Origin of the sequence: Azospirillum sp. 11R-A (assembly GCF_049472615.1) — a bacterium.
GTDB classification, from domain to species: Bacteria; Pseudomonadota; Alphaproteobacteria; order Azospirillales; family Azospirillaceae; genus Azospirillum; species Azospirillum palustre.
The window spans coordinates 1-21,911 of the sequence record NZ_JBCEBL010000022.1; the positions used below are offsets into that span (position 1 = coordinate 1).

14 protein-coding genes are annotated in these 21,911 nt (G+C 71.8%); 3 read left to right on the forward strand and 11 right to left on the reverse strand.

Annotated elements, in window-relative coordinates:
- The coding region (locus VH569_RS24725; protein WP_423318754.1) for a transposase at positions 1-267 on the forward strand (267 nt) is incomplete at its 5' end.
- A 29-nt stretch (positions 268-296) separates the two neighbouring features.
- Here VH569_RS24725 and VH569_RS24730 read toward each other — a convergent pair.
- On the reverse strand, positions 297-2,090 hold the full coding sequence (locus tag VH569_RS24730; RefSeq protein ID WP_423318756.1) for a hypothetical protein: 1,794 nt from the start codon (positions 2,088-2,090) through the stop codon (positions 297-299).
- A 169-nt stretch (positions 2,091-2,259) separates the two neighbouring features.
- Positions 2,260-3,135: an SDR family oxidoreductase gene (locus tag VH569_RS24735; protein ID WP_423318758.1), complete on the reverse strand. Its 876-nt coding sequence runs from the start codon at positions 3,133-3,135 to the stop codon at positions 2,260-2,262.
- 122 nt (positions 3,136-3,257) lie between these two features.
- On the opposite strand from VH569_RS24735, the gene VH569_RS24740 reads away from it, so the two are divergent.
- Positions 3,258-4,112, forward strand: coding sequence for a hypothetical protein (locus VH569_RS24740; protein ID WP_423318760.1), 855 nt, complete (start codon positions 3,258-3,260; stop codon positions 4,110-4,112).
- Positions 4,113-4,205: 93 nt separating this feature from the next.
- On the opposite strand, the gene trxA is transcribed toward VH569_RS24740, so the two are convergent.
- The 7 genes from trxA to VH569_RS24775 all read right to left on the reverse strand — a co-directional run bounded on the left by trxA (position 4,206) and on the right by VH569_RS24775 (position 14,163).
- On the reverse strand, positions 4,206-4,529 hold the full coding sequence (gene trxA, locus VH569_RS24745; RefSeq protein ID WP_098740783.1) for a thioredoxin TrxA: 324 nt from the start codon (positions 4,527-4,529) through the stop codon (positions 4,206-4,208).
- Positions 4,530-4,677: 148 nt separating this feature from the next.
- The gene (gene addA, locus VH569_RS24750; RefSeq protein ID WP_423318761.1) at positions 4,678-8,199 is read right to left on the reverse strand and encodes a double-strand break repair helicase AddA; all 3,522 of its coding nucleotides are present in this window, start codon (positions 8,197-8,199) and stop codon (positions 4,678-4,680) included.
- Positions 8,200-8,365: 166 nt separating this feature from the next.
- Entirely contained in the window at positions 8,366-11,329 is a 2,964-nt protein-coding gene (gene addB, locus VH569_RS24755; RefSeq protein ID WP_423318763.1) for a double-strand break repair protein AddB, read from the reverse strand.
- A gap of 76 nt (positions 11,330-11,405) precedes the next feature.
- Complete coding sequence (locus VH569_RS24760; RefSeq protein WP_423318765.1) at positions 11,406-12,146, reverse strand: nucleotidyltransferase family protein; 741 nt, start codon at positions 12,144-12,146, stop codon at positions 11,406-11,408.
- 1 nt (position 12,147) lies between these two features.
- On the reverse strand, positions 12,148-13,176 hold the full coding sequence (locus tag VH569_RS24765) for an aminoglycoside phosphotransferase family protein (RefSeq protein ID WP_423318767.1): 1,029 nt from the start codon (positions 13,174-13,176) through the stop codon (positions 12,148-12,150).
- A complete protein-coding gene (gene tsaE / locus VH569_RS24770) occupies positions 13,176-13,658 on the reverse strand; it encodes a tRNA (adenosine(37)-N6)-threonylcarbamoyltransferase complex ATPase subunit type 1 TsaE (protein ID WP_423318769.1) in 483 nt (160 codons plus the stop codon). Before tsaE ends, VH569_RS24765 begins: the two co-directional genes overlap by 1 nt.
- 67 nt (positions 13,659-13,725) lie before the next feature.
- The gene (locus tag VH569_RS24775; RefSeq protein WP_423318771.1) at positions 13,726-14,163 is read right to left on the reverse strand and encodes a hypothetical protein; all 438 of its coding nucleotides are present in this window, start codon (positions 14,161-14,163) and stop codon (positions 13,726-13,728) included.
- Positions 14,164-14,488: 325 nt separating this feature from the next.
- Here VH569_RS24775 and VH569_RS24780 point away from each other — a divergent pair, with 325 nt between their 5' ends.
- Positions 14,489-15,526: an NAD(P)/FAD-dependent oxidoreductase gene (locus VH569_RS24780; protein ID WP_174475136.1), complete on the forward strand. Its 1,038-nt coding sequence runs from the start codon at positions 14,489-14,491 to the stop codon at positions 15,524-15,526.
- Positions 15,527-15,546: 20 nt separating this feature from the next.
- Here VH569_RS24780 and VH569_RS24785 read toward each other — a convergent pair whose 3' ends face one another.
- Both VH569_RS24785 and VH569_RS24790 read right to left on the reverse strand, forming a co-directional pair.
- Positions 15,547-17,898: a PAS-domain containing protein gene (locus VH569_RS24785; RefSeq protein WP_423318773.1), complete on the reverse strand. Its 2,352-nt coding sequence runs from the start codon at positions 17,896-17,898 to the stop codon at positions 15,547-15,549.
- 174 nt (positions 17,899-18,072) lie between these two features.
- Positions 18,073-21,828: an ATP-binding protein gene (locus tag VH569_RS24790; protein WP_423318775.1), complete on the reverse strand. Its 3,756-nt coding sequence runs from the start codon at positions 21,826-21,828 to the stop codon at positions 18,073-18,075.
- Between the last annotated feature and the right edge of the window lie 83 nt (positions 21,829-21,911).

The window sequence follows — 21,911 nt, forward strand, 5'->3', positions numbered from 1 at the left end:
CTGCACGCCGACAAAGGCTACGACTTCGCCCACTGCCGGCAGGCGCTACGCCGGCGGGGGATCATCCCGCGCATCGCCCGGCGCGGCATCGAGAGCAGCGAGCGCCTCGGCCGACATCGATGGGTAGTCGAGCGGACGCTCGCTTGGTTCGCGCGCTTCCGTCGCATCGCCGTCCGATACGAACGGCGCGCTGACATCTTCACCGCATTCCACCAAATAGCCGCCAGCCTCATCTGCTGGCGTTTCGTCCAAAGATGGTTCTGTTAGGCGCTCTAAGGCCTTCGGCCGAAGGGGATTCACGCTTCCCCCCGCCGTCTTGCCTCGTGCAGGCGCAGGATATCGACGAAATCGGCGCTCTGCCAGTTGCGGGACCGGCTCAGCTCGCTGCGCACGCTGGCGACGAAGGCGTCGATCACCGCCCATTCGTCACCGGCGATCTCGCCATCCGCCTCCAGATAGCTGTGGACGACCCGGTGCAGTCCCTGGCTGACCGGGCTGATCCAGCCATCCACCGTCTCGCCCATCGCCGCCATCAGCCGGCGGATGCGCAGCATGTGGGCCATGCGGTGGGCCGGCCTCTCCTGCGGCTCGGCCTTCATCGCCTGGAGGAAGGCGAGGCGGCCGGTCTCCACCGCATAGAGGCGCAGCGACTTCAGCTCCGGGTTGGCGTAGCCGGCGTTGCCGAGCGTGCGGCCCCAGCGCCACACCAGCTCCAGCAGCCAGACGATGTCCTCATGGTCGGGCACCGGGGCGTGGCGGGCGTTCATCGCCGCCTGCATCCGGGCGGCCAGCGCCGGCATCACCGTGCCGGTCAGCTCGCGGCTGACCGCCGCCAGCTCCGCCCGCAGGGCCGGGCCGGTCGAACGGCTGGCGAGGAAGCCGGTTCCGGCCAGCGCGGTCAGCGCCCGGTCGAAGCGCTCCACCGCCTCGTGCAGCAGGGCGCGGGTCGGGGCGGGGGCGGAGAGGACTCCGCCATCCTGGATGTCCATGTCGCCGAACATGCCGTCCACCACCTCGCGGATGGTGGTGCAGGCGGCGGTGAAATGGCAGAGCAGGGCGCGCAGCAGCGGGTGGGACTCGCGCACCGCCGGGCCGCCCGAACCGACATGCTCGCGCACATGGCGCAGGAACACGTCGTAGCGCCGCTTGACGTTCAGCCCGTAGAGCGGGGCGAACCAGGCCAGCAGCTGCGACTGGTCGCGGAAGGGCAGGCCGAGATCGCGCACCCGGCGGACGAAGCCGACCATCAGCGCCGACTGGCAGTCCACCTCAGCGGACGATGGGGCGGCGGACGATGGGATGGCCGGCCGCGGGTCGCCGGCACCCTGCATGTCCCCCATCCGCATCTCGTCGATGTCGCGGCGCATGCGCTCGGTCAGCGGCACCAGCACCGCGTTGTGCTCCAGCAGAGCGCGGACGAAACCCAGCAGGTCGCTGTCGATCGGCGCCTTGCGGCCGAGATACTGGGTGCGCAGGCGGGCGTCGTGCAGCGCCTCGTCGTTGGCAAGCGCCAGGAAACGGTCGGTCAGCTTGCGGTCGCCGGCCATGGCATAGAGGAAGTCGAGCGCCTCCTTCCGCATCAGCTCGCGCATCGCCATCGCGTCGGGGCTGGCCAGCACGGCATCCAGTATCGCCTCGCGCGCCATGCCGTCCAGCCGGCTCTGCACCTCCGCCGCCAGCCCCGGAAAGCCATAGCGGGTCAGCGCCGACCAGATGCCGCCCATGTCCACCCGCTGGACCAGCGCCGGCACCGACTCGGCCGAGCGGTAGAGCACGGGGTCGTCGACCAGGAAGGGTTCGAACAGGCTGGTGAACAGGCGGCGCGCCTTCATCGGCCGCAGGCGGTTGAAATGGTCGACCAGCGCATCGCGCAGGTGCCGCGCCCGCTCGCCGTTCGGGCTGGGCGTCCCTTCGACCGCGTCCAGCACGGACCGGATGGCGTGCATCGGGATGCGGGCGACGACCTCGTCCATCTGGCGGCGGAAGGCGGCGACATCGGTGCCGCCCCCACCCGGCGAAGATGCCGGCGAAGGGGCCGGGGATGCGGCAGGGAGCGGGATGGAGAGGGTGGCCGTCGGCGTGCTGTTCATGCGCACAACACCTCGCGGGATGGTCGTCGCCTGGACGCTTATGATCCCGCGAGATTATTAAATATCTTTTGCTAATTCCACGCGTGTCTTCGGAAAAGTCTTATGATTACCGGTATATGTCAGGGAATTGCTTTGTAATCTTAGCTTTACGTTTTGCCCCTTTTCCTGGCTACAGCCCCGCCGCCAGCTGGGCGTCCAGCCCGGCGCGATAGTCGGGATAGGTCAGGGCGACGCCGAGCTGGCGCTTGATGCGGTCGTTCTTCACCCGGCGGCAATCGGCGTAGAAGCTGGCGGCCATCGGCGACATCTCCGCCCGGTCGAACGGCACCAGCGGCGGCGGCTCCACCCCCAGCAGGCGGCAGGCATACTCCACCACCTCGTGCGACGGGCTGGGCAGGTCGTCGGCGACGTTGTAGATGGCGCCCAGCGTCGGTCGCGCCATCGATGCCCGCAGCGTGCCAGCGATGTCGTCGACATGGATGCGGCAGAAGACCTGACCCGGCTTGTCGACCCGCTTGGCGATGCCGTCGCGCACCGAATCGATGGCGCTGCGGCCGGGGCCGTAGATTCCGGCCAGCCGGAACAGATGCATCGGCACGCCATACTGCCGGTACAGGTTCAGCCAGCCGCGCTCCGCCTCCACCCGCCGCTTCTGGCGCTCGCCGGTCGGCTTCAGCCAGGACGCCTCGCTCACCCACTCGCCGCCGGTATCGCCATAGACGCCGGTGGTGGACAGATAGCCGGCCCAGTCCAGCGTGCGCAGGTCGGCCAGATCGCGGGCATGCTGGTCGAGCACCGGGTCGCCCTTGCCGTCCGGCGGGATGCTGACCAGCAGATGGGTGGTGCCGGCCAGCGCCGCCGTCGCATCGGCCAGCGGCCGGCCGCGCTCGAACAGGAAGGCCTCGATGCCCTGGGCCTCCAGCTCCGCCTTCTTCTCCTCGCTGCGGCAGGTGGCGGCGATGCGCCAGCCCTCGGCGCGCAGCCGGTCGGCGAAGACGCGGGCGCTGTAGCCGAGGCCGAAGACGAACAGGCGGGGATCGGTCATCGCGGGCGGTTCCGGTTGGAGCGGCGGAGGGGCGGCAAACTGTGTAGCACCGAACTGTGTAACACCGGGACCGGGCCTGCGGACTTGCGCCCCGCCCGGCGATGGCGGAGTGTAAAGGCACCATGACCCGACGCAATCTTTACCTTTCCGGCGCTCTCGCGCTTGGGCTTCTCGCCGCCGTGCCGGCCCCCCTGCCGGCCGCCCAGGCCGGGCCCTCATCCTCCGGGCCCTCATCCTCCGGACAGCCCTCCGCTCTCGACCGCAACCGCGAGCTTCAGGCCTGCGCCGCCAAGGCGGAGGCCAACCCGGACGGCGCCCTGGCCGACGCCAAGCGCTGGCAGCAGCAGGGCGGCGGCGACTCCGCGAAGCTCTGCGAGGCGCTGGCGCTGTTCCATGCCGGCGACTTCAAGGCGGCCGGCGCCCAGATGGAGGCGCTGGTGCCGACGCTGGGCAAGGACGACCCCAGGGCCGCCGCCTCGCTGCTCGGCCGCGCCGGCTGGGCGTGGCTGCGGGCCGGCGACCAGGGGCGGGCGGAACGGCTCTACAGCGCCGCACTCGACAAGACGCCCGGCGACGTCGACCTGCTGATCGACCGCGCCTTCGCCCGTGCGGAGGGCGAGCGCTTCTGGGATGCCGTCACCGATCTGGACGCGGCGCTGACCCGCGACCCGAAGCGGGCCGACGCCTACCTCTACCGGGCGAGCGCGCAGAAGGCGCTGTCCAACTACCGGCAGGCGCTGGCCGACATCGACCAGGCGCTGGAGCTGAAGCCCGGCGATCCGGAGGCGATCCTGCTGCGCGGCAACGTCAAGGCGCTGGGCGGCAATCTGGGGGCCGCGCGCGACGACTGGTCGCTGGCCCGCCGCGTCGCCCCCGACAGCGAATGGGGCCGCGCCGCCGCCGACAACCTCGCCCGCACCGCGGAGGTGGCGGGGGATGCCGGCAAGGACAAGGCGAAGGAAAAGAAGGTGCAGTGAGGGGGGCTTCCCTCACGGCCTCTAAAAGAAAAAGCCCCGCCGCGGTGACCGCGGGCGGGGCTTTTTCCTGTCTGGACCGCTGTGGACGGACGCTTACAGCGCCGAGTCGACCCACTGGAACAGCGCACCCTTGGGCAGGGCGCCGATCTTGGTGGCGGCGACGCTGCCGCCCTTGAACAGCATCAGCGTCGGGATGCCGCGCACGCCGTACTTGGTCGGGGTGTCCGGGTTCTCGTCGATGTTCAGCTTGGCGACGGTGACCTTGCCGTCATACTCGCCGGCCAGCTCGTCGAGCGCCGGGGCGATCATCTTGCAGGGGCCGCACCATTCCGCCCAGAAATCGACCAGGACCGGGCCGTCGGCCTTCAGGACGTCCTGCTCGAAGCTGTCGTCGGTAACCTTGATGGTGGTGCTCATGTGACCTCGTGCTGGATTCGGAAGCGCCGCGGACCGGTTGTGGAAGGCCGGCGGCCATCGCCCCGTCAGTGGAATTGAGCAAAATGTAGGGCGGAGGCGCCCGGCCGGTCAAGTCACCCCATCTTTCGGGTGAGCCGCCGGCCATCCCTCACCCCACCCTGGGTGCCAGTCCGGCCGCTGCCGCGTCCATCACCGAGGGCGGCAACTCCATGGTGTAGGGACCGTCTGTCCACAGCAGCACGCAGCGCACCCGCCGCCCCGGATAGACCGCGCGCAACGCCTCGCGGTAGGCCGCCATCTGGCGCCGGTAAACCATTGGAACGTCTTCCAGATCCCGCGGCGGCGGCCGGTTGGTCTTGTAGTCGACGATCCACACCGTATCCCCGGTCAGCGCCAGCCGGTCGATGCGGCCCTGCAACGTCCGGCTGGCTTCACCCAGCGCCACCAAGCCGACCAGCGGCACCTCCGCCCGCGAGCCGGGGCCGAACAGATGCGCGAACTCCGCATGGCTCAGCACCGCCAGCGTCTCCCGCGCGATGGCGTCCTGTTGCTCCGGCGTCAGCTTGTGCGCCGGGCGGGCGAGAAAGCGGCGGCAGGCGGCCTCCTGCGCCGCCTCGGCCAGGTTGGGCAGCGTCTGCAACAGCCGGTGGACCAGCAGGCCGCGGCGGAAGCGCTGGCCGTCGTCGTTGCCGAGCGGCGAGCGCACCGCCGGCTCCTCGCCATCGGGCCGCGACGGGGTCAGCGGCCGCGACGGCTCCGGCTCGCCCGGCGGCGGTTCGCCGATCCAGGGCGGCGGCGGCTCGGCGGCGGCGCTCTCCTCCGTCTCGACATGGCGCGGCACCGCGGCGGTCTGGGCGCCGACCAGCCGCCAGCCCTCTCCCTCCCAGCCATCGGGGCACAGGCCGGTGAAGTCGAAGGGGTGCTGCACGCCGTTGTCGCGCATCGCCTCCTCGACCAGCCGGTACCAGCAATCGTCGGACGGCTCGCGCTTGCCCTGGTGGCCGCAGATGTAGAGCCGGTCCTCCGCCCGCGTCAGCGCGACATAGAGCAGCCGGCGGTATTCCTGGTCGCGCCGCCGGTTGGCGCGCGCCCGCGCCTCGGCGCACAGCCCGTCCTCCTGGGACCGCCGGGCGGCGAACAGCGGCACCGGGCAGTCGTCGTCCGGCCACAGGATCGGCGGGCTCTGGGTCGGGCTGCCCAGCGTGTCGGGCAGGAAGACGATGGGCGCCTGCAATCCCTTGGAGCCGTGGACCGTCATGATCCGCACGGTGCCGCCGCCCTGTTCCAGCTCGCGCTTGATCTCCGCGTCGCTGGCCGCCAGCCAGGCCAGGAAATTCTGCAAGGACGGCGGCTCGGTCTTCTCGAAGGCGAGGCAGACGGCCAGGAACTCCTCCAGCGGATCCTGGGCGTCGGGGCCGAGCCGCTTCAGGATCGCGCGCCGCCCCGACCGCCCGTCGGCCGGGCAGGGCCGGTTCAGCAGACCGGCGAACAGCTCGTAAGGGGCGGAGAAGTCGGTGCGCGCCAGCAGGTCGCCCAGATAGCGCCGGGCCGGGCGGAAGTCCGGTTCCGTCTCCGCCAGCGCCACCAGCGAGCGCCACAGCGTGCCGCGCCGGCCATGGGCGACGCGGAACAGTTCCTCCTCGGTCAGCCCGATCAGCGGTCCCTTCAGCACGGTGGCGAGCGTCAGATCGTCGTCGGGCAGCAGCAGGAAGTCGGACAGCGCCACCAGATCCATGACGGCGAGCTGTTCGGTCAGCACCATGCGGTCGACGCCGGCCACCGGCACGCCGCGGTCCTTCAGCGCGCGGACCAGTTCGGTGACGAAGGCGGTGCGGCGGCGGACCAGCACCATCACGTCGCCGGGCTGCACCGGCCGGCCCTTGGCCTCCAGCGTCTCGCCGCCGTCGATCCAGCGGTGCACCGTCGCCGCGATGACCGAGGCGAGGCGGGCCGACGGCGAGTCGGCGGTCTCGCGCGCCACCGGCGGCGCCCAGGCCGGCGTCTCGATGGCCTCCGCCGGCTTCACCGGCGGCCAAAGCTCGACCAGCCCGGCCTGCCCGCGGCGGAAGGCGCGGTGGCGGATGGTCGGGCTGGCGTCCGACGCCACGCCGTCGCGGGCATGGTCGAGCGCGAAGACGGCGTCCACCGTCTCCAGCACCGCCGAGGTGGAGCGGAAGGAGATGTCGAGGTCGACCCCCGCCCATGTCCGTTGCGCCACCTCCGCCTTGTCCTGGAAATGGCGGCGCATGCGAGCGAATTCGGCGGGATCGGCGCGCTGGAAGCTGAAGATCGACTGCTTCTCGTCGCCCACCGCGAAGACGGTGCGGATCTTGCCGTCGGGGGCGGCGGCCTCCAGCTCGACGAAGAACTCGCCGGCCAGAGAGGCGACGATGGCCCACTGGTCGGGGTTGGTGTCCTGCGCCTCGTCGATCAGGATGTGGTCCAGACCGCCGTCCAGCTTGTACAGCACCCAGGGCACCCGCGGCGTGCCGTCCTTGCCGCTCAAGAGCCGGTTGGCCGCCAGGATCAGATCGTCGTAATCCAGCAGGGCGCGCGCCGCCTTGCGCTCGCGGTAGGCCTCCAGCATCGCCTGCGCAAGCGTCAGCAGCGCGGTGGTCGAGGCGGCGACCCCGGCGGCCTTGACCCGCTCCGAAATCTCCACCAGCCGCTCCGCCTCCTTTTGCAGGGACAGGAGCGCCTGCGGATAGGCGGTGGCCGGCTTCTTGGTCATCAGCGTCTTGCGCGGGCTGCCCTCGGCGGTCAGGAACAGGCGCCTGTAGGCGTCGAAGGCGCGCACCCGGCGGTCGGCGGCGTCCAGCCAGTGCTGGATGGCGATGCCGCGCTCCTGGTCGCTGGCGCTGCCGCCCGACAGCGCCCGGCAGGCCTCGCGCAGGGCGGGCGGCTCGCACTGGTCGTCGTGGCAGGCATGGGCGAGGATCGTTTCCTCGGTCACGCCCGGCGGCACCTTGAGGGTGTCGTGGATGGCGTCGATCAGCCCGTCCAGCCCGTGGAAGCGCTCGAACAGCTTTTCCACCTGCCCGCGCTGACTCGCCAGTTCGGCCAGCAGCCCGGCGAAATCCTCCGCATTCAGCTCGCCGGTCAGCCGGCCCATGGCACGGCCGAGCGGGCTGTCCGGCTCGGTCCGGCCGGCATGCAGCACGGCGTCGCGCGCCTCGGTCAGCAGCCCGTCGGCGGTGCGGTCGTCCATCACGTCGAAATGCGGCGCCAGTTCGGCTTCCAGCGGGAAGCGGCGCAGCAGCGACTGGCAGAAGGCGTGGATGGTCTGGATCTTCATGCCGCCGGGGCAGTCCACCACCTGGGCGAACAGCCGCCTTGCGTTCAGCCGCGCCTCCATCGACGGCCGCTCGCCGCAGAGGTCGGCCAGCCGGTCCTCCAGCGCGTCGTCGGGCAGGGTGGCCCACAGGCCGAGCGTCCGGTTGATGCGGATCGCCATCTCCGCCGCGGCGGCCTTGGTGAAGGTCAGGCAGAGGATGCGCGCCGGCGGCGTGCCCGACAGCATCAGCCGCAGCACCCGGTCGGTCAGCACCTTGGTCTTGCCCGAGCCGGCCGAGGCCCCAACCCAGACCGACGCCGTCGGATCGGACGCCCGCCGCTGCGCCACATTGGGATCAAGCGGCAGGGTGCGGGGGGACAGGTCGGTCATGGTCATGCGGGCAGATTCCGGTGTGGGAACTCATCCCCTCTCCCCCCCGGGGAGAGGGTTAGGGTGAGGGGGATGCACCGCAGGATCCTTGAGACAGGCACGCAATGCGCCCCCCTCACCCCGACCCTCTCCCTGGGGAGGAGAGGGAGAATCAAGCCGACACCACCCCCCATCACTCGCCCTCCCCGCCGCCCGACGACCATTCCTGGACGCGGGCCAAATGCGCGTAGTCGGTGTAGCGCGGCGCCATCGCCGGGCGCGGACGCGAGCGGTAGGGCGTCTCCGGATCGTCGAATTGCGCGATCAGCGCCTCCAGACCGGCCCGCGCCTCCTCGCCCAATGCCGCCGGGTCGCCCTTCACCGGCTTCTCCTCGCCGGCCGGGTCGCCGCCGGACAGGCGCCAGAAGGTCAGCTCCGCCACCTCGCCCTTGTCCACCCCGCTGAATCCGCCGGCCGCGGCGATGGCGGCCTCCAGCGGCAGCTGCGGGGCGAAGCCAAGCTCGATCTCCCGCGCGCTCGGCGGGGTGCCGGTCTTGTAGTCGATCACCACCAGCCCGTCGGGGCCGCGGTCGATGCGGTCGGCCTTGGCGGTCAGGGCGAAGGGGCCGCCGGGGCCGGACAGCTCCAGCCGGCCTGGCACCTCGGTCGCCAGCGGACGCAGGCGGGGCCGGCGCTCGCGCTCCAGATCGACGAACCAGCCGGCCACCCGCTCGAAGCGCGGCCACCAGAAGGCCCAGACGTCGGGATGGCTGCGCAGCAGCGGGCCGAACCGTTCGCGCCCCAGCCCGATCAGCCGGTCGAGCGCGTCATGCGGCAGCAGTCCGGGATGCTCGCGGACGAAGGCGTCGAGCGTGTCGTGGATGATCTGGCCGCGGTCGGACGCCCCCGGATCGGCGGCGATGGGGTCGAGCGCGCGCAGCCGCAGGGCGTGGCGGGCATAGATGGCGTAGGGGTCGCGCATCCAGGTCTCGATCTCGGTCACCGACAGCTTGCGCGGCCGGGCGGCCAGCGGCGGGCGCGGCTCCGGCGCCGCCACCGGCTGCACGCGGTCCGGCTCGTCCAGCCCGCGCGCCCAGCCGAGCCAGCAGGCCCCGCGATCCTCGATCACGCCGTCCAGATCCAGCGCCTTCAGCACGGTCTCCAGCCGCAGGAGCCAGCGCGACGGCACGGTCGGCGTGCCCTCCACCCGCGCGGCGCGGGTCAGCACCACTTCGGGCGCGCCGCAGGCATGGGCGAAGTCGTGGGCCGACATGCCGACCAGCCGTTCCGGGCTGGGCAGGCCGAAGTCGCGCCGCATCGGCCGCGACATCCACGGATCGGCGGAGGCGGCCGGCGGCCAGGTTCCCTCGTTCAGCCCGCCGAGGATGGTCAGGTCGAGATGCTGGAGGCGCGCCTCCATCGGACCCAGGATGAACAGGCGCGGGTGCAGGCCGTAGCGGGGACGCACCGCCCGCGCGCTCATCAGCGCGTCGAGCAGGGCCGGGTAATCCTTGGCCGGGATTGCCGGGAAGCCGTCGGCCGCCTCGAGCAGGTCGTGGACGAAGCGCGCCGCCTCTTCGCCGTCGTCCTGCCGCCACAGCCGCTCCGCCCCGGTCAGTTCGTCGTCGGCGGCCAGCGATTCGCAGAAGGCGACATGGGCGCGCACGAGGTCGGCCAGCGGCGTGTCGCCGGCCAGCGCCTCGAGGAAGGGGGCGGCGCGCTGGCCAATGTCGACCAGCCAAGTGCGCAGGAACTCCTGCTGCTCCTCATGGTCGAAGCGCTCGGCCTGCTCCAGCGCGGCCAGCACGCCGTCGAAGCCCTCCGCCGGGCGGGGGCCGCGCAGCACGACGCGCTCCAGCGCGCGGGCGGTGGCGCGGAAATCCGCTGAGTCGCGGCCGCCCGCCGCCATCGGGTGCTTGGCGAGCGCCAGCAGGGCCAGCGGATGGACGCGGCTCGCCACCAGCTCCGCCGTCAGCCGCAGATAGGTGCCGACCGCGGTGTGGGCGAGCGGCTGGCCGCCGGAGTCGTTGACCAGGATGCCCCAGCGCGCCAGCGCCATGGCGACCCGGCGGCCCAGATTGCGGTCGGGGGTGATCAGCGCCGCGGTCTTCGTCGGCATTTCCAGCGCATGGCGCATCAGCAGCGCGATGACTTGCGCCTCCTCCTCCGAGGTGGTGGCGTCGATGCGGGTCAGCCCGTCCAGCGCCGCGGCATCCACCCCGGACAGCTCGCGCCAGCCCTCGGTGGTCGCCGCCGGGCGCATCGCCTCGGCGATCAGGCGGGCGCGGGCGCCGCGCGGCTCCGGCGCGTCGGTCCAGGGCAGCACCTCGTGCCGCTCCACCTCCAGCAGGCGGATCAGCTGCGACAGCCCGTGCTGCGGGTGAGATTCATCCTCGGCGATGGCGTCCCAGATCGCGTCGTCGGCCCCGGTGTCGAGGCCGGGCAGCACCACCGCCCCGTGCGGCAGCCGGGCGATGACCGCCAGCAGTTCCGTCGTCGCGACGATGGAGCCGGTGGAGCCGGCGGCGATCACCATGCCCGGCGGCGGGGCGGCCTGCCACAATGCCGCCTGCGTCTCCAGCGCCAGATTGCGGCGCTTGGCCGGGTCGGTCTGGCCGCCCGACTCGAGGATGGCGGGCCAGACCTCGGTGATGATGCGCAGGAATTTCAGCGTGACCTGCCAGTGCTCGGCATAATCCTCCGGCACCAGCGACTCCAGCTTCTCGAAGCCGGCGCGCTCGGTCCACACCGCGTCGATCAGCCGGCCCAGGTCGGCGCCCAGCCGCACCGCCTGCGCCGTGGTCGCCGACAGCCCCTCGGCCCCCAGGATCAGCCGCGCCAGCGTCATCTGCCGGTTCAAGGGCGATATCGCCTCCGGCAGGTCGAGCGGGACGTCGGGCAGTTCCTCCTCGGTCAGGCTGAGGTCGCCGGCGTCGAGTTCGCCCAGCGGCGCCATCCGCGGCAGCAGCGTCGGCTGCCCGCCCGACCGCCGCAGGAAAGCCGCTTGCAGCGACCGGCAGGCGCGCCGTGTCGGCAGCAACACGGTGACCCCGGCCAAGGCCATCGGGTCGCCGCCGACCCGCTCCATGATCCCCGCCGCCAGCATGTCGACGAAGGGCGCGCCCGCGGGGATGCTGTAGACTTTGGGGAGGGTCATGAGCCTGCGATCGGTTCCGGGTAAGGGCTACTTGCGATTGAGTCTGGCGTGGCTTGAGTATAGCGCGGGCCGGCCCTCAATGCGCCACCGCCCGCACGCCGCCGATGGACAGCAGATCCTCCGCTTCCCGGAGACCGGCCGGCGTGCCGATGTGGAACCACAGCCCGTCATGGGCAAGGCCGAACAGCCGGCCCGCCGCCTGGGCGCGGTCCCAGATCAGGTTGGTGGAGAAGGCGCCGTCGGGCGTGTCCGCCGCGAACAGCTCCGGCTTGACGATCTGCACCCCGGCATAGACGAAGGGCGCCAGTTCGCGCTCGCTCCGGCGGGTCAGGCCGCCCAGTGGGTCCATGTGATAGTCGCCGAGCCCGTCATAGCCGACCGACTTGGTCGTCGCCATCAGCAGCAGCAGCGCGTCCATCTCCGCCGGGTTCCAGTGGGCTGCCAGGCGGCGCAGGGCCGGCACCGGCCCGTCGAGCCAGAAGATGTCGGCATTCACCGTATAGACCGGCGCGGTGCCGAGATGGGGCAGGGCCTTTTTCACCCCGCCGCCGGTCTCCAGCAGCGTGTCCTCCGGCGACAGGGTGATCGCTGGCGCCGTCCGGTCCTTCAGGTGCTCGCCGATCATCGCACCGAGATAATGGCTGTTCACCACCGCCCGGCCGACGCCGGCCTCGGCCAGCCGGTCGAGCGCATGGTCCAGCATCGGCTTGCCCAGCACCGGGATCAGCGGCTTAGGCCGGTGGTTGGTCAGCGGGCGCATGCGCAGGCCCTGGCCGGCGGCCAAGACCATGGCTGTTTTGGGAATGGTCACGGTCATCTCAGATCGTCTCCGGAACGACGAAGGCGGCACGGGCACCGGGCGGCAGATGGCGGTCGAACCAGCCGGCGACCGGCCCAAGCTCCGGCTTCGCCAGCTGCGCCTCCAGCAGGCGCCAGACCCGCGGCAGATGGACAAGGTAGGACCGCCGCCCCTGGCCCAGCGCCAGACGGACGAAGATGGCGACGATCCGCGTGTGGCGGACGGCCCCCAGCACCGCCATGGCGCGGCGGAAGGCGGCGGCATCGGTGTCGGGGAATGCGGCGAGATAGCGCGCGACCATCGCCTCGGCCAGAGCGGGCGCCACGTCGCGCCGCGCATCCTCCAGCAGCGAGACGAGGTCGTAGGCCCGCGGCCCCCAGCCGGCGCTCTGGAAGTCGATCAGCCCGGCGGCCTTCGCCCCCGGCCGGTCCAGCCGCATCAGGTTGTCGACATGGTAGTCGCGCAGCAGAAGCGACGGCGCTCCGGCGCAGACCGGCTCCAGCACCGCCCGCCAAGCCGTATCGAAATCGGAACGATCCCGCTCGCTCAAGGGGTGCCCCAGCACCACCGGCATATAGGCGTCGAGGAACAGCCGGGTCTGGGCGATGAACAGGTCCGGATCGTAGATGGGCAGGGCGAGGCGTTGCGCCGCCCCGTCCGGCCAGCCGCGGTGGATCGCGATCAGCGCATCGGTCGCCATTTCATAGAGCGGCTGCGGATCGGCACCAGCGTCGAGCAGGCGCGTGAATGTTTCGCTTCCGAAATCATCCTGGATCGCCAGACCGCGTTCCACATCCGCGGCCAGCACGGCTGGAACCGACAGCCCGATGGCGGCCAACTCGGCGCCGATGGCGATGAAGGGGACGAGATCCTCGGCCGGGGCGGGCGTGTCGACCAGGATCAGCGTGCCGCCATCGGCCTTGCGCAGGCGCTCGTAGCGCCTTGCGGAGGCATCGCCGGCCAGCGGCTGCCGCACCGCATCGGACAGGCCGTTGGTGGCCAGGAAGGCGGTGATCTCGGCTTGCCGCGCGGAAGAAACGGCCGTCATTACAGAGTCCAGTCGGCGGCGGCCACCCGCGCCGCCAGCGCGCCATGGCCGGTCAGCGTGGCGCGGCGGGCGTCCGGACCATCATGCTCCATCGTCACCTCCACCCGGTCGGGCGGCAGCAGCGGACCCAGCCGGTCCGGCCATTCGACCAGCGCCACCGCCTCGGCCCGCGCGTCGTCCCAGCCCAGCTCATACACCTCGTCCGGTCCCGACAGGCGGTAGAGGTCGAAATGCCAGACCGGGCCGATGGCGGTGTCGTAGGTCTGCACCAGGGTGAAGGTGGGGGACGGCACCTCGGCGTCCTCATGGGTGACGCTGCGGATCAAGGCCCGCGACAGCGCGCTCTTGCCGGCGCCGAGGTCGCCGCGCAGGGCCACGAGGTCGCCCGGCCGCAGGAGGACGCCCAGCCGGCGGCCCAGCGCCGCGGTGGCGGCCTCGTCGGGCAGGGGCAGGGTAACGGTATGGAGGGGAGTGTCCGGCATGGCGCGGATACTGTGCGAAGCCGCCGCCCGCCCGCAAGCCGGAAAGAAGAGTGGGTGGGTAGCGGGCTTAGCGGCCGATCCGCCGCTTGGGCGACAGCCGGTCGGACCCCGGTGCCGGCCCCGATCCGGCGCCGTCCGCTCCGGCGGTGACCACCAGCCGCGGCGCCTTGTTGAAGTTCATGGTGATCATCAGCGTCAGCGCGCCGTTGATCAGGTGCAGCATCTTGTCGGACGCCACCGGCAGGGGGATGCGCCGGCCCATGCAGTAGCCGACCAGCGCCGCCGTCACCTCGGCCTCGGGCAACCCCAGTTCGGTCACCGCACCGTTGTCGTCGGTGATGGTCAGACGGGTTTCGATGCCATCCGGCTCCGACCCTTCGGGACGGTGGTAGGCGACCTTGGAGACGGTGCCGACCGGCAGCGTGTCCTTCACCCGGCGCCGGCGATCCAGCACGGCCCGCACGACCTCCTGGTCGGTGAAGACCAGACAGCGAAGTTCCTTCATCCCGGGCCTCCACCCGACTGGCGTGCAGACCGGCGTCCGGGCTGACCGTCCCGGCCATCCGCCGCACCTCTCCACTGTCGGCCTTGCACGCTTCGGTGCGCAATCGACAAATTTAAGCGAATTTATGCAAAATTGTAAAACCGCAGACCATCCAGTCCCTTTGGCGAGAGCAAGGGCCGGCCCCTCTTGCGGCACAGCACCGCCTTTCCCTTGCTGGGGGTTGACCCGGCCGGGAAATGCGGACAATGGAAGGGGTCGCCCTCCTTCTCCCAATCTTCCCTCTCCCATCCTCAACCCGCCGCCCCGTCTCAAGGAATTGGCTTTCATGTCGCAGACCGCTTCCAGCAACGATGTCCTCACCACCGATGTCGTCATCGTCGGCGCCGGCCCCGTCGGGCTGTTCGCCGTGTTCGAATGCGGCATGCTGAAGATGCGCTGCCATGTGGTGGACGCGCTGGACATGGTCGGCGGCCAGTGCACGGCGCTCTACCCGGAAAAGCCGATCTACGACATCCCGGCCCATCCCTCGATCGAGGCGGCCGACCTGATCGACCGGCTGGCGGAGCAGGCCGCCCCCTTCTCGCCCACCTATCACCTGGGCCAGCAGGTGGAAAAGCTGACCCGCCAGGACAGCGGGCGCTGGCTGGTGGAGACCAGCATCGGCACGAAGATCGACACCCAGGCGGTCGTCATCGCCGCCGGCAGCGGCGCCTTCGGCCCCAACCGCCCGCCGCTCGACGGGCTGGAGGCCTATGAGGGCAAGTCGGTCTTCTACATGGTGCGCCGCCGCCAGGACTTCGCCGGCAAGAAGGTGGTGATCGCCGGCGGCGGCGACAGCGCCGTCGACTGGGCGATCTCGCTGGCCGACGTGGCGGAGCGCGTCTATGTCGTCCACCGCCGTCCGAAATTCCGCGCCGCCCCCGAAAGCGTCGCCCGCATGGAAGCGCTGGTGCGCGAGGGGCGGGTCGAGATGGTGGTGCCCTACCAGCTGTCCGGGCTGGACGGCGCGGACGGCCGGCTGACCGCCGTGCGCGTCGCCACGCTGGACGGCGAGGAAAAGGCGCTGCCGGCCGACGCCCTGCTGGCCTTCTTCGGCCTGTCGATGAATCTCGGCCCCATCGCCGACTGGGGGCTGGATCTGGAGCGCAGCCACATCGCGGTGGCCCAGCCCGGCTGCGGCACCAACGTGCCGGGCGTCTTCGCCATCGGCGACATCGCGACCTACCCCGGCAAGCTGAAGCTGATCCTCTGCGGCTTCGCCGAAGCGGCCCAGGCCGCCCACGCCATCCGCCCGCTGGTCTATCCGGGCGAGGCGCTGCATTTCGAATATTCCACCTCGAAGGGCGTGCCGGGCGCTGCGTAAGAAACCCGGCGGGGCGGGGACTACCCCGCCCTCACCCCGTTTGCCGGCGCCCGCACCGGCATGATGCAGCGGACATGGGCGCTGCGGTAGCCGGGGCCGCCGGTCTCGTCCAGCTCCAGCCGGCCGCCGTGAAGCTCCATCACGTTGCGGGCCAGCGAGATGCCGAGCGCCGCGGCACCCTGCGGGTCGGCATCGGGCGGGGCGGCGCCGCTGACCGACAGGGTGATGCTGCCGTTCAGCCGCTCGCCGGCAAGGCGGATGCGGCGGTCGGGCGGCGGGTTGCGGATGGCGCCGACCACCAGGGTGAACAGCGCCTGTTTCAGCCGCTTGCCGTCGCCCTCCATCTCACCCAGCGCGTCCGGCGCCACCACCTCCAGCCGCAGCCCCTCGCGCCGCGCCCATTCGCGGGTCAGCCCGGCCACCGAGTCGAGCAGGTCGGGCAGGCTGATCGCCCCCCGTTCCAGCGTGGTGACGCCGGCACCCAGGCTGGTCAGGTCGACCACGTCGTCGATCAGCTCCAGCAGGCGCTGGCCGGCGGCCAGCATGCTGCGGACATACTCCATCTGCCGGGTGTTCAGCTCGCCGAAATACTGGTTCGCCAGCACCTCGGCGAAGCCGATGATGCCGTTCAGCGGCGTGCGCAGATGGTGGGAGACGTTGGCGATGAACTCGCTCTTCAGCTGGTCGGCGGCCTCCAGCGCGGCGTTGGAGGCGCGCAGCGCCGTCTCCAGCCGGGCGCCGTCGGTGACGTCGAGATAGCTGTTCAGCACCGCCCCGTCGGGCAGCGGCAGGGTGGAGAACTCCACCACCGACCCGTCGCTGCGCTCCACCCGGCCGGAGCGGACGCTGCGCTCCAGCGTGGCGCCGATCAGCTCCTCCTTCACCGCCTCCCAGGTGGCGGCCTCGCCCGGCCTGTCGGCGCTCTTGTCCGCCCCCCTGTCAACCGCCGCGATCTCCAGCAGCGGGCGCATGCGTTCGATGACGTCGGCGATGTGCGGTTCGCCATGCAGGTCGCAGTCCTCCAGATCCCAGATGCGGGCGAAGGCCGGGTTGGACAGCTTCAGCCGGCCGTCGCCGCCGAACACGGCGATGCCCTCCGCCAGATTGTCCAGCGTCTCCTGCTGCACCGCCATCAGGGTGTTGTAGGAGGATTCCAGCGCCAGCGTGTTGGTCACGTCCTCCAGGATGGTGATCAGCCCGCCCTGCGGATGCGGCGCCGCCAGATGGCGCAGCGTGGTGCCGTCCGGCAGGTGCAGCATCTCCTCGACCGGCTCGACCAGATGGGTGTAGCGGGTCAGCCGCTCGCGCTTGAAGGTCTGGTAGTCGGCATATTCCGGCAGGCGGCGGCGGGCGCGCAGCTCCTCCAGCAGCTCGGCGTTGGTCGGCTCGCCGCGCAGCCACGCCTCGTCGAGGTCCCACAGCCGGGCATAGGCCTGGTTGAAGAAGGTCAGCCGGGTGTCGGGGCCGAAGATGGCGATGGCGGTGCCCAGCCGCTCCAGCACCTCGGCATGGGCGGTCAGATGGCGGTCCAGCTCGCCGCGCAGCTCCTCCAGCGGGGTGAGGTCGAGGGCGTAACCGACCGCCAGCGTGCCGCCGCCGTCGGTCAGCGGCAGCGGCGCCTCGGTCACCTCCAGCAAGCGGCGCTCGGTGCCGATCACCACGGGGGCGCGGTCGGACTGGGCGAAGCCGCCGCTGCGCGCCCGTTCGGCCAGCGCCCGGCCGGTGGCGGTCAGCTCCCGCCCCTCCGCCACCACCGTGTCGGGATCGCCGTCGACGGCGCGGGCATAGGCGCGATTGCACCAGGACAGCCGTAACGAGCGGTCGCGCATCCACACCGGCAGCGGCAGCGCATCGGCCATCGCCTGCAAATCGGCAAGGCGGGAGCGCGCCGCCCCGGCCGCCTGTTCCTGGCGCTGCGTGGCATCCTTGGCGGCGTCGCGGGCGACGGTCACATCCTCGATCCACACCACGTCGCAGTGGGTGTCGCCCGCCCGTCCGCGCCGGCCGGTCAGCACCAGCCGCCGCCCGCCGGGGGCCGCCGCCTCGCAGCGGAAGGGCTCGCCGTCGCGGCGCAGCCGGGCCAGGGCGGGGCCGAGGTCGGGCGCCTTCAGGGTAGCCAGAACATCGGCGCTGGGCGTATCGGCCTTGGGCGTATCGGCGCTGGGCGTGTCGGAATTGAGCGGGGCGCAATCGGAAATGCCCAGCAGGGCCGCCGCCTCGTCGGACAGAAGGCATTCGCCCCGGTCGGTCCAGGCGCACCAGGGCTGCGGGGTCGCGGCCAGCATCGCCCGCCAGCGGTCGCGGTCTGTGGCGGCGTGATCGGCTTGGCGCCGGGGTTCCTTGTTCCAAAAGAAGCCAGCGAGACCGACCACGCTCTTCACCCCCGGGACTGCCGGTGCTTGGTAACTGCCCGGCTGAATCTGTCAAAATGATTCAAGATGCGCAGAGTAGTTCAGCCCTTTCCCACCGACAAGCGACACCCGCCGACCTTGCGTCTTTTCGGATTGCCGTTCCCGCCCAGGTAGATTTCGCTCCAACACGTCCGGTCACGCCATGCTCTCTTCCGGGCTGGGCACCGTCTCTTTCGTGTGGCGCAGGGCGCAAATCGCCTTTTCGACCTCGGGAAAGGCCGCAGCCATGGCGTTGGCATGGCGGGCCATGTCGGTTTCGCGCCCCTCGACGACGGCGCGTTCGAGCGCCGTGCAGGCGGCGGCCAGCGCCTTCGCCCCGGCGGTCCGCGCCGCCCCGGCGGCCGAATGGGCGGCGGCCCGCGCCTCCTCGCGATCGCCGGCGTCGAGCGCCTGCCGCACCCGCTCCAGCGTCGGGCGCGTCGTCTCGATGAAGAAATCCATCATGTCGAGCGTGCCGTCATCCAGGCCGTTCTCCGCCGTGCAGCCGAAGGTTTCGCGCACATGGTCGAGGTCGAGAACCGGAAGCGCCTCCTCCGCGGCGGCCGGTGCGGGTATCGGTGCCTCCGCCGGTGGGGGGCGGGCCTCCAGCCAGCGGCCCAGCACCTGGGACAGCTGCGCCAGCGTCACCGGCTTGGCGAGGTAGTCGTCCATCCCGGCGGCCAGACAGCGCTCCATCTCGCCGGACAGGGCATTGGCGGTCATGGCGACGATGGAGGTGCGCCGCCGCCCGTCCCGTTCCTCCGCCCGGATGCGGCGGGCCAGCTCGTAGCCGTCCATCACCGGCATGTGGCAGTCGGTGACGATCAGCCGGTGCCGGCCGACGCGCCACGCCGCCAGCGCCTGCTCGCCGTCGGCCGCCAGTTCCGCCGCATAGCCCAGCCGGCGCAGCTGGCGCAGCACGACCTGCTGGTTGGTCGGATGGTCCTCCGCCACCAGGATGGGGCCGTGGCCGGCGGTGTCCGCCGGTCCGGGTGCTGCGGCACCGGAATCGGCATTGCGTGCCGGCGGCTGGCCGGCCGGCTCTGCGCCGATGGCATCCGGGGCCGTGCGGCCGGTCAGCGTGGCCGCGGCGCGGATCAGGGCGGCACGGTGGACCGGCTGCACCAGCCCGGCCGCCGACCCTGAAACGGTGTGGGGAGAGGCGACCGCCCCGCCGCCAGCCGCCCCACCGCCCGTTGTCCGCCCGTCGCCGAGCAGGAGCCGCGGCAATCCCGGAGCGCAGGCGCCAACCAGCGGGTCCAGCCGGCCGGCCAGCGCCGTCGTCGTCACCAGCAGCCCGAAGCCGCCCCGCCCCAGCTTCGATGCCGTGTCGGCCACCGAGGAGGAGACCGTCACCGCCGCCCCGCCCTGCTCCAGATAGCAGGCCAGCACCGCGCGCTGCACCTCGTCCTCGTCGGCGACGAGGACCGGCAGGCCGTCCAGCGGTGCCGGGGGCAGGGGCGATGACAGGGGCTCCGGCGCACGCGGCAATTCCACCGTAAACCAGAAGGTGGATCCGGCGCCGGGCACCGAAGTGACGCCGATCCGCCCGCCCATCCGCTCGATCAGCCGGGTGCAGATCGCCAGCCCCAGCCCGGTGCCGCCGAACCGGCGGGTGGTGGAGCTGTCGGCCTGACTGAAGGGCTGGAACAGCCGGGCCTGCCCCTCCGGCCCGATGCCGATCCCGGTGTCCTCCACCGCCACATGCAGGCGGACATGGTCCGGCCGGGCTGGATTGGCGTCGGTGTCGGCGTTGACGGGACCGACGGTGCCGACGCGCAGCACCACCCGGCCGCGGTCGGTGAACTTGATGGCGTTGCCGGTCAGGTTGAACAGGATCTGGCGCAGCCGGCCGGAATCGCCGCGCAGCCGGTCCGGCACCAACCGGTCGATGGCGCAGATCAGCGCCAGCCCCTTCTGGTGGGCCTGGGGCGCCAGCAGGTCGGACACCCCCTCCACCAGATCGGCCGGGCGCAGCTCCAGCTCCTCTAGCTCCAGCTTGCCCGCCTCGATCTTCGACAAATCCAGGATGTCGTCGATGATCCGCAGCAAGGCCGCCCCGCTGTCGCGCATGGTCGAGACCAGCGTGCGCTGCTCCTCGTCCAGCGGGGTCAGGGCCATCAGCTCCAGCATGCCCAGGACGCCGTTCATCGGCGTGCGGATCTCGTGGCTCATCGTCGCCAGGAATTCGGCCTTGGACCGGGCGGCGATCTCCGCCTGCTCCTTGGCGCTGCGCAGCGCCTCCTCCGCCTGCTTGCGCGCGGTGATGTCGTAGCTCCAGGCCAGCACCGCCGGCTCGCCCTCGAAGCTGGTGCGCTGGAGCGTCTGCAAGGCCCAGACCCGGCTGCCGTCGGGGCGGTCGACCGCCACCTCGGCATCGCGCACCAGCACGCCGCCGCTTTCCGCCTCCCAGTCCTGGCCGGTTCCGCCCCGGCTGATGCTGGCGCCGGGCAGGGCCAGCGCGTGGCGGCTGCCGACGAAATCCTCCAGCGGCCGGCCGGCCAGCTCGGCGGCGCGGGCGTTGGCGAAGGCGACGGTGCCGTCGGCGCGGCCGATGGAGACGCCGACCGGGCTCTGTTCCAGGATGGTGCGCAGCCGGCGCTCGCCGTCGGCCAGCGCGCTTTCCCGGGCGCGGATGGTGGTGACGAAATAGGACAGCGCCCGCGCCATCTCGCCGATCTCGTCCCGGCTGCCGGACGGGGTGGAGGCGGGCAGGTCCAGATGGGACAGCGGATCGGGCATCGAGCCCGGTGCCAGACCCGGAGTCGGGCCCGGCATTCCGGCCGGCCCGGCCGTCTCCACCGCCTGCATGGCGCTGCGCAGGCGGCGCAGCCGCGCCACCACATTGCGGTGGATGTAGGCGAAGATGGCGGCGGCGCCCAGGATCGACAGCACGGCCATGGCGATCACCGCCCGCTCGCCGTCGCGGATCACCCGTTCGAACTCGCCGGACCGGTGGGCGACATCCTGCTCCACCGCCAGGAAATAGTCGGAGACGATGCCGACCAGCTGGTCGGAGACCGCCTGGTTGCGCGCGGCCGACCGCTTGATCGACCGGTGCAGCGACAGCTCCGCCTCGCGCAGGGAGAACAGGGGCGAGCGGCCGAACGCCTGCTCCACCAGTTCGCGCTGCAACGGCTCCAGCCGGGCGGCCTGTTCGGCCGGCAGCAGGGCCAGCGCCTCCGCGGCATTGTCGAGCGCGGTGCGGGTGTCGGCCTGGAGACGGTCCAGCTGGCTGTCGCGGTCGGCGCGCAGCGCCGCCAGCAGCGTGGTCGCCGCTCCGGTCAGCTCGCGGCGCCAGCGTTCCAGCGCCTCGCGGCTGCGCTCCGCCGCCTCGGCATCGGGCAGACCGGCCCGCAGCTCCATGGTCCAGGCGCCTTCGGCCTCCTGCGACTCGGCGGCGCCCAGCCGGCCGGTCAGGGTGGCCAGCGCCTGGGCGCGGGTGCTGGTCTCGGCGGTCAGGGCCAGCTGCTGGCGGACCTGGGAGTTCAGGGTCAGCAGCGTGCCGACCAGTTCGTTCTTGCGGCGGTCCAGCTCGCCCAGATCGGCCCGGCTGCTTTCGGCGCGGCTGCCGCCCGTCCTGCCGCCGGGCTGATCGGCGAAACGCACGGCGCCGCCATGGGCGATCAGCCGGGCCATCAGCTGTTCCAGCCGGACGATCTGGTCGCCCATCCGCGCCATCACCGCCTCGCGCGCGGTCTGGTCCTGGGCGGCGACCAGGGCGGGGGCGATGGCGGCGACGGCGCCGCTCTGCTGCACCAGCTGGGCGGCGGCGACCAGCCCCGGCACCTTGGCGGTGGCGATCTGCTCGTACCCCTGGTGGAAACGCGAGAACAGCGAGACGGCGACGACGCTGGTCGCCGCGGCCAGCCCGCCGATGACCGTCAACCCCGCCAGGATGCGGAACGCCACGCTCCGCCCCAGATTGAGCCTCAGGCTCCGCCCCAGGTTCAGCCGGGGACCCCGCATGCCCACCCCCTCGCCCGCTGCCGACC

What these genes read in the sequence shown, in the direction of transcription:
- VH569_RS24730 (WP_423318756.1), bottom strand. Translation starts at nt 2,090, where the DNA reads ATGAACAGCACGCCGACGGCCACCCTCTCCATCCCGCTCCCTGCCGCA.
- VH569_RS24735 (WP_423318758.1), bottom strand. Translation starts at nt 3,135, where the DNA reads ATGACCGATCCCCGCCTGTTCGTCTTCGGCCTCGGCTACAGCGCCCGC.
- VH569_RS24740 (WP_423318760.1), top strand. Translation starts at nt 3,258, where the DNA reads ATGACCCGACGCAATCTTTACCTTTCCGGCGCTCTCGCGCTTGGGCTT.
- trxA (WP_098740783.1), bottom strand. Translation starts at nt 4,529, where the DNA reads ATGAGCACCACCATCAAGGTTACCGACGACAGCTTCGAGCAGGACGTC.
- addA (WP_423318761.1), bottom strand. Translation starts at nt 8,199, where the DNA reads ATGACCATGACCGACCTGTCCCCCCGCACCCTGCCGCTTGATCCCAAT.
- addB (WP_423318763.1), bottom strand. Translation starts at nt 11,329, where the DNA reads ATGACCCTCCCCAAAGTCTACAGCATCCCCGCGGGCGCGCCCTTCGTC.
- VH569_RS24760 (WP_423318765.1), bottom strand. Translation starts at nt 12,146, where the DNA reads ATGACCGTGACCATTCCCAAAACAGCCATGGTCTTGGCCGCCGGCCAG.
- VH569_RS24765 (WP_423318767.1), bottom strand. Translation starts at nt 13,176, where the DNA reads ATGACGGCCGTTTCTTCCGCGCGGCAAGCCGAGATCACCGCCTTCCTG.
- tsaE (WP_423318769.1), bottom strand. Translation starts at nt 13,658, where the DNA reads ATGCCGGACACTCCCCTCCATACCGTTACCCTGCCCCTGCCCGACGAG.
- VH569_RS24775 (WP_423318771.1), bottom strand. Translation starts at nt 14,163, where the DNA reads ATGAAGGAACTTCGCTGTCTGGTCTTCACCGACCAGGAGGTCGTGCGG.
- VH569_RS24780 (WP_174475136.1), top strand. Translation starts at nt 14,489, where the DNA reads ATGTCGCAGACCGCTTCCAGCAACGATGTCCTCACCACCGATGTCGTC.